The organism is Arthrobacter sp. 05T423 (genome assembly GCF_056396245.1).
Genome location: NZ_JBFTLC010000060.1, coordinates 1 through 7541, shown reverse-complemented (window position 1 = coordinate 7541; position 7541 = coordinate 1). Strand labels below are relative to the sequence as shown.

Annotated in this window: 7 protein-coding genes, 1 rRNA gene and 1 pseudogene; 3 read left to right on the top strand and 6 right to left on the bottom strand. The window is 66.1% G+C overall.

Annotation, left to right across the window (positions count from 1 at the left end; genetic code table 11):
- Positions 1-88: ribosomal RNA gene (rrf, locus tag AC1DFE_RS23490) — 5S ribosomal RNA — on the top strand; the annotation flags it as partial.
- Between the two features lie 387 nt (positions 89-475).
- Positions 476-1330 (top strand): SDR family NAD(P)-dependent oxidoreductase, encoded by an 855-nt coding sequence (locus tag AC1DFE_RS23485; RefSeq protein WP_476908240.1) that lies wholly within the window; start codon positions 476-478, stop codon positions 1328-1330.
- Between the two features lie 28 nt (positions 1331-1358).
- Here the strand turns inward: AC1DFE_RS23485 and AC1DFE_RS23480 are convergent, their stop codons facing one another.
- The 5 genes from AC1DFE_RS23480 to AC1DFE_RS23460 form a co-directional block, all read right to left on the bottom strand.
- The gene (locus AC1DFE_RS23480; protein ID WP_476908239.1) at positions 1359-2054 is read right to left on the bottom strand and encodes a PAS domain-containing protein; all 696 of its coding nucleotides are present in this window, start codon (positions 2052-2054) and stop codon (positions 1359-1361) included.
- Positions 2055-2164: 110 nt separating this feature from the next.
- Positions 2165-3550 carry a UDP-glucose dehydrogenase family protein gene (locus tag AC1DFE_RS23475; protein WP_476908238.1) on the bottom strand — a complete coding sequence of 462 codons (1386 nt, stop codon included), beginning with the start codon at positions 3548-3550 and terminating at the stop codon, positions 2165-2167.
- Complete coding sequence (locus AC1DFE_RS23470; protein ID WP_476908237.1) at positions 3547-4803, bottom strand: glycosyltransferase family 4 protein; 1257 nt, start codon at positions 4801-4803, stop codon at positions 3547-3549. The genes AC1DFE_RS23475 and AC1DFE_RS23470 overlap by 4 nt, the downstream gene beginning before the upstream one ends.
- An 80-nt stretch (positions 4804-4883) precedes the next feature.
- Entirely contained in the window at positions 4884-5129 is a 246-nt protein-coding gene (locus AC1DFE_RS23465) for a hypothetical protein (protein WP_476908241.1), read from the bottom strand.
- 39 nt (positions 5130-5168) lie between these two features.
- The gene (locus tag AC1DFE_RS23460) at positions 5169-6605 is read right to left on the bottom strand and encodes a flotillin family protein (RefSeq protein ID WP_476908236.1); all 1437 of its coding nucleotides are present in this window, start codon (positions 6603-6605) and stop codon (positions 5169-5171) included.
- A gap of 355 nt (positions 6606-6960) precedes the next feature.
- On the opposite strand from AC1DFE_RS23460, the gene AC1DFE_RS23455 reads away from it, so the two are divergent.
- Positions 6961-7170 (top strand): hypervirulence associated TUDOR domain-containing protein, encoded by a 210-nt coding sequence (locus AC1DFE_RS23455; RefSeq protein WP_476908235.1) that lies wholly within the window; start codon positions 6961-6963, stop codon positions 7168-7170.
- 226 nt (positions 7171-7396) lie between these two features.
- On the opposite strand, the pseudogene AC1DFE_RS23450 reads toward AC1DFE_RS23455, so the two are convergent.
- Positions 7397-7541: pseudogene (locus AC1DFE_RS23450) on the bottom strand (DUF3618 domain-containing protein); the annotation flags it as partial.

Sequence of the window (7541 nt, the reverse complement as noted above, 5' to 3'; positions counted from 1 at the left end):
CGGTCCCATTCCGAACCCGGAAGCTAAGACCCACAGCGCCGATGGTACTGCACCCGGGAGGGTGTGGGAGAGTAGGTCACCGCCGGACAACCATTAAAAAGGGTCGAGAGCCCCAACCAGAACCTGGTTGGGGCTCTCCCGCATTTAACACCGTTGGTCCAAAACGCCAGGCAACACACCCAACCCTCTCGCAGTTCCTGCACGTTTTTCCCCAACCCTCTCGCAGCTCCTGCAGGTTATTCCCCTACGCTCCCGCACTGCCCCCAACAGGGGTGAGGAAGCGTCCGGCCGGAGGCGGCAGGATCGGATAGAGCGTCCGGCTGGAAGCGGCAGGATCTGATAGAGCGTCGGGTGTGAGACGGCAGCCCATGGAACATATTCCTGCTCGGCGCCGTTGGGCAAGGGGAGCCCTAAGTCATACGGGGCTATCGTTGGCTGGTGGAATTCCCAACTGCCTGACCTGCAAAGGACACTCATGCCTCAGCGCACCATCGTTATTACCGGCGCAAGCGACGGCATCGGAGCAGCAGCCGCGCGGATCCTGGCGGGGGCAGGCGAGCGGATCGTCGTCGTCGGGCGTTCCCCGGAGAAGACCGCAGATGTGGGCACGGAGCTTGGCGTTGACTATTTCATCTGTGACTTCGCAGAGCTGGCGCAGGTGCGCGAGCTGGCCGCGTCGTTGCGCGACAGGTACCCGCGGATCGATGTCCTGGTGAACAACGCCGGCGGGATTATGCGAGGCCATGAGCTGACCGTGGACGGCCATGAGAAGACATTCCAGATCAACCATCTGGCGCCGTTCCTGTTGACGACCGAGCTGCTGGACGTTCTCACCGCCAGCCGCGCCACCATCATCAACACTTCCAGTGCTGCCAACGGATTCGGCCGGCTGGACCTCTCGGATCTCAACTCAGAGCGGAGTTACTCCACAAACCGCGCTTACGGCACCGCGAAGCTGGCGAACATCCTGTTTACGGCGGAACTGCAGAACCGCTACGGGAAGGACGGCATCGCGGCGGCCGCGTTCCACCCCGGCGTCGTGGCCACCAACTTCGCAGCGGAGTCCACCAGCTGGTTCCGCCATGCCTACAAGACAGTGTTGAACCGGTTCTTGCTCACGGCCGAGCAGGGCGCCGATACGCTCGTGTGGCTCGCTACCTCCACTCCCGGACGGGACTGGGTGCCCGGGGCGTTTTACGTCAAACGTGCGCTGGCGAAGGCCAACAGCCAGGCCTATGACGCCGGGCTGGCGAGGACCTTCTGGAACCGCAGCCTGGAACTGGTAAGGGCCGGCGAGCCGCTGGAGAAGTCCGAAGTGGACAACGCATGAGGCCCGCCGGCCCGATGGGCCGGGCGTCTCAGCCCTCGCAGCCTACGCCGTCGTCGTGGCTTTCCTCAGTGGGGTGCGCGTAGAGCTCATTGACCTTGTCCACAAAGCTCTCGGGGTGCGAGAGCAGGCCCAGCACGTAATCCATCACCGCGGCGTCATCACCCGTGGCCAGCAGTTCCCGCGGGATGCCCCACATCTTGGTGAACTGTTCGTTGATGCCGGCAATCTTGCCGTCGACGCCCACCACCAGGATCCCGTCGGCCGTGGACTCCAAGGTGGCGCTGAGCAGAGACATCGCTTCCCGGAGCTCGGCATCGGCCTCCTGCCGGTGAAACGTGGGCCGGACAGCAGCGACCAGCGATGGGCCGCCGCCGGAATCCAGCAGCGAGCAGGCCACCTCGCCGTGGAACTCCGTGCCGTCGCTCCGCAGGCCGTATGACTCGAACGGGGTCTGGGCGGCCGTGCTGTCCCCGGGCTCCCGCTCGCCGCGCAGGCTGGCGAAGAGCCGGTCGAAACCGCTGCGGTAGCCTTCGGCGAGGAGCATCCGGTGGTCCTGGCCTACGAGCTGAGGCTTGTCGTAGCCGAAGAGCCGTTCGGCGGCGGCATTGATCCGGGTGATGACCCCGTCGCCGTCAACCACCAGAACGGCATCCGGCAGGGCGTCGAACAAGGCGGCGGAACTGCCGGCTGGAATCCCGCCAGGGCGTGGGGAAGCCGCTGTCATGCGACCGTTGTGTGAGACCGCGAGAAACTCATTGGGCGTCCACCCCCTCAGCAAGATCGTACCGCTGATCGAGCTGGTCGGGGTCGAACCTCAGCCGGCGGGGGCGAGGCTTAGCCGGCGGAGACGTGCTCAGTCAGCGGCGCCGCCTGGTTCGTGCCGAGCCCGCGCACCGTCCAGCCTTCCGCCTGCCACGCCGCGGCGTCCAGCACGTTCCGTGCGTCCAGTACCGTCCGGCGTCGTACCAGCTGCCCGACGGCGGCCGGCGACAGGTCGCGGTACTCGGCCCATTCGGTCAGCAGCAGCACCAGCTCGGCACCTTCAAGCGCCCTCGTGGCAGAGGCCTCAAACCGCAGCTGCGGGTGGCGCATCCATGAATTGTTGATGGCCTTCGGGTCCGTCACGGTGACATGCGCGCCCGCCGAGGCAAGCCGGAGTGCGACGTCGAGGGCGGGGGAGTCGCGGATGTCGTCCGTGTCCGGCTTGAACGCCGCACCCAGCACGCTCACCGTCCGGCCCGCGATCATGCCGCCGCAGAGTTCCCGCGCAACTTCCGCCGTCCGGGCACGCTGGCCGACGTTGATGGAGTCCACTACGGCCATCCAGTCGTCCACGGACCGCACCTCCAGCGCCTGCGCTTGGGCGCGGAAACTGCGGATGTCCTTGGGCAGGCAGCCGCCGCCAAAACCCAGCCCGGCATGCAGATAACGGTTGCCGATGCGTGGATCCATGCCCATCGCCTCGCTCAGTTCAGTGACGTCGGCCCCGGCTGCGTCGCACAGTTCCGACATCGCGTTGATGAAGCTGACTTTGGTGGCCAGGTACGCGTTCGACGCCGATTTGATCAGTTCCGCCGTCGCAAAATTGCACACGAGCCGCGGGATGCCGGCACGCAGCAGCGGCTCGTACACCGCGTCCAGCACGGCGGTCACACCGCGGGCAGCTCCCTGCGTCCCGTCGCTGCGGCGCCCGAACGCGCCCGCCTTGCCGCCGCGCACCCCGTACACCAGCCGGTCCGGAACCAGCGTGTCCTTAACCGCGGTGCCCTGCCGCAGGAACTCCGGATTCCAGCCCAGCAGCACATCCGGCCGTGCGGCCAGCATGCGGCCCAGCCTGTCCACGGTTCCCACCGGCACAGTTGATTTACCGACGACGGCGGCACCCCGGCCCAGGTGCGGAAGGAGACTCCTGGTGGCGGAGAGCAGGTAACTGAGATCGGCGCCGTCGGAGGTCTTGGACTGTGGCGTGCCCACGCAGAGGAAGTGCATCTGCGCCCCGGCGGCGTCAGCGAAGTCGGTGGAAAAGCTGAGGCGGCCGGTGGCGCGGCCGTCGCGCAGGAGTTCATCCAGGCCCGGTTCGAAGAAGGGTGCCCGGCCGCCGGCCAGATGCTCGGTCCGTGCGGGGTCGACGTCGATTCCCACTACGGTGTGGCCCATGGAGGCGAGGGTGGCCGCATGCACGGCACCGAGGTAGCCGCAACCGATAACGGAAATCTTCACAGGGTGGCTCCTTGGGTGGTCTTGGTTTCTGGTTCGAGGGGTGATGCTGGCTCCGGCCGGGCTCCGTTCAATGACTTTGGGCCCACGCCGACAGGGTTCCCTGGCCGAGCTTGCGAGGTTAGGGTGCCGGTGGGGAGCGAAGTGCCCGCGATAACGTCCTTGTAGTGGCGCACCAGGTCGGTGCACAGGGCGGGCCATGTCCGGCCCTGGACCGAGGCGAAAGCTGCCGCCGCGAACGCGCGGCGCTTGGCGTCGTCGCCCATCAGGTCCATGACATGCCGGCGCAGGCCGGCCAGGTCACCGGGCTCATAGAGCCAGCCGGTGCGTGAATTCTCCACCAGATCCAGCGGGCCTCCGCGCCCCGTGGCCACCACCGGCACACCCGACGCCATAGCCTCCTGGATGGTCTGGCAGAAGGTCTCGAACTCACCCGGATGGACGAACAGATCGAACGAGGCCACGGCCCGGGCCAGTTCCTCGCCGCCGAGGAAACCGGTGAACACCGCGGTGGGAAGCGTTTCCTCCAGCGCCGCCCGCTGCGGACCGTCGCCCACTATAACCAGCCGCGTGCCCGGAACATCGGCCAGCACGGCAAGGTCCTCCACCTGCTTCTCGACCGCCAGCCGGCCGACGTAACCGATGATCCGTTCACCGCCCGGCGCCACGGACGCCCGCCACCCGTCGTCGCGCTTTCCCGGCGCGAACCGCACGGTATCCACGCCTCGCCGCCACATGCCCACCCGCAAAATGCCGCGGCCGCGCAACTGGTGCAGCGCGAAAGTGGACGGCACCAGCGTCCGGGACGCCAGGAGATGAATGTTGTCCACCCGGCTCCAGGCCCAGTTCTCCAGGAACGGCACCCCGTACCGGGCGGCGTAGCTGGGAACTTCGGTCTGGTAGATGGCCACGGTGGGGATCCCCAGCTGGTGCGCGGCCTGTGCCGCCCGCCAGCCGAGCACGAACGGCGACGCCAGGTGAACCACGTCCGGTGCGTAGTCGGCAAGGATTCTCTTGACCCGGTACACACCTCCCAGCGCCACCCGCACGTTCGTGTAACCAGCCAGCGGAACGGAGGGCAGCCGGTGCACAAACGCGCCGTGCACAACGTCCAGAACATCAGCGTCCGACGTCGACGGCGCAATCACCAGCACCTCATCGCCCCGCTCCTGCAGATACTCAAGCACTCGCAGGATGGAGTGCGTGACTCCGTTCATCAGCGGCAGGAATGATTCGGCAACGATAGCGATCCTCACCCCTCAACGGTGTTCCCGCCGTCTAACCTTGCGGGGGAGCGGGCGTGACCGTGAAGGGAAGGTTCGGTTAACAGGCGGGGCTACCGTTCCCCGTGGCGGAGAACGTCCGGCAGCTCGTCCACGAAGACCGTCTGCGGCGGGTCGAGGTAGATGACCAGTACTTCGTCACCCACCGGAAAGACACTGACCTTGTCGAAGGGGTAGGCGTGGAATGCACTGATACCGCCACGGTACGGGAGCATGACCTCCCCGACGGTGCCAGGGCCGATCCTCCCGGTTACCCGGCCGATCTTCCCGGTCAGGCTTCGGTCAACGTTTCTGTGCACCATGTTCCTGGTCTTCCCCGGCTTTCCTGGGCGCTGTGCCTAGGCGCCGGGCTGCTTCGGCGGCTGCTTGGCGTGGTTCTGCCCGTTTTTCAGGGCACTCGACAGCCGCGGCAGGAACGAGCCTGCCTGGGTAAGGATCCCGCCGACCATGCTGTTGAGGCCGTCAGCGCCATTCAGAACGGTGAGCTGGTCCACGTGGCCGAACGGCTCGGCCGCCGCTGCAACGATAGCTGGCATGTTTTCCGCCAGCTGCTGGGCGATGACGGCGTCCTGGTTGCTTTCGAGGGCCTCGCCGCGGGCCTTGATGCCCTCCGCCTCCGCCAGCGCCTTGGCTTTGATGGCGGAGGCTGCCGCATCGCCGCGCGCCTTCGTGGCTGCCGCCTCTGCTTCGCCTGTTACCCGGGTGCCTCCTGCAATCGCCGCGGCCGCGCTCGCGCTCGCCTGAGCCTCCACTTCCACCCGGCGGGCATTGGCCTGAGCCTCGAGTTCCGTGCGCTTGGCACGTGCTTCGGCCGCACTGATGTCCGCAGCCTTCTGTGCTTCCGCCTCGGTGCGCTGTGCGTAGGCCTTGGCATCGGCGGGCTTGCGGATGGTGGTCTGCAGCTTCTGTTCCTCGCGGTCTGCCTCGAGCTTGGCCACCTCTGTTTCCTGGACCACCACCTGCTGGCGGGCGGTGGCGTCGGCCAACGGGCCCGCCTGCGCCGCATTGGCCCTTGCCCGTTCCGCGTTGGCCTGGGCCGCCGACTGTTTGATGGCGGAGAGGCTCTGGGCGTCGGCGATCTGTGCGGCGGCCTCGGCTTCCCGCTCCGCGGCCTCACGGTTCCTTGTTGCTTCGGCTATGCGGGCTTCCATTTTGACCTGGGCGATATGCGGCTTGGCGATGTTCTGGATGTAGCCTGTGGGGTCTTGCAGGTCCTTGATCTGCAGGGAATCCACCACGAGGCCAAGTTTTTCCATTTCCACGCCGCTCGCCCCGCGGACCTGGGAAGCCAACTTATCGCGCTCGCGGATGATCTCCTCCATGGTCATGCTGCCGATGATGGAACGCAGATGGCCCTCGAAGACGTTGTACACCTGGCTTTCCATCTTCGGCTGCTGGCCAAGAAACCTCCGTGCCGCATTGGCGATAAACGCGGGTGCATCCCCGATTTTGTAAATGACCACGCCCTCCACCACAACCTGGATGCCCTGGGATGTAACGCAGGAGACCTTCAGCTCTGTCTCGCTCAGGGTGAGGGACAGCGTCCGGACGGTCTGGAGGCCCGGCACCACCAGTGCGCCCTTGCCGGTGACGATCTTGAAGTCCATACCGTCCGTGCTTTCCAGGGTGCCGCGCGTCAGCCCGGAAATAATCAGGGCCTCATTCGGCTCGGCCACCTTCCACATCAGTTTGACGGCCAGCCAAATAACCAGAATGCCCAGGAGGACCGAGACAACAATGATAATCAGTGGCAGGATGGCGGCCAGGTTCTCCATGGCGGTTTCCTCTCAGTGCAGGTAGAAGGCCCAATGCGCAGCCGTGCCTATCCGGTGGGGAAATCCTGCCCGATAAGGCGCGGGAATTGCAGAACCGGCAAGCCCGGAAAACGCGGTATGACCAGCCCTAATAGACAGTCTGGTGGTGCTCCGGAGCATAGTCCAGCGATTCCGGCGGCTTTAGGAGGGCGGGTTGTCCGGCCCATCCGAGCCGGGCACAGCTCTGGCCGGTCACTGGCGCCGGCTGCAGTGTCGGCGGTGATGGCCGACGCCGGACCCCTGGGACGCAGCGCGGCTCGCCAGATCCTGACCCGCCAGACCCGGACTCACCAGATCCGAACTCGGGAGCACACTCGTGGCACTGACCAAGGGCACCGAGGTGGAGTGGAACACTCCGCAGGGAAAAACGCACGGCAAGATCGTGGAGAAGAAAACCAGCGGCTTCGAGCTCGACGGCCACACCCACCGGGCCAACGACGACGAACCCCAGCATGTTGTGGAGTCGGCCAAGACCGGGGCGAGGGCCGCGCACAAGGCGAGTGCCTTGACGGAAAAGAAGGGCTAGCCCTCCTGGCACCGGAATCAGGCGCTCGGCGTGCCGCTATGGAGTCGCCCCTGGCTCCTCAAATTATGTGTATGAGCTGGCCCCGAAGACCTGGGCCCTCATCCTGAAGGGCCGGGCCGGAACCCGCTACTGCCTCGCTCCAGGCGGATGACCGCAGACAAACGGCCGGTCCGCGCTGGGGCGGGCCGGCCGTCGTGGTGCTTCGAGTTTTTAGGTGTTGTGGCCGTTAGGTGTTTTGGACGTGGTCTTTGGCGTCGGTGGCGGTTGCTTTGACGTCGGAGGCGGCGGTTTGGCCTTCTTCCTTGACGTGTTGGGCGGCGTCGGTGGCGGTGGCCTTGACGTTTTCCATGGCTTCCTGGGCGGGTTCCTTC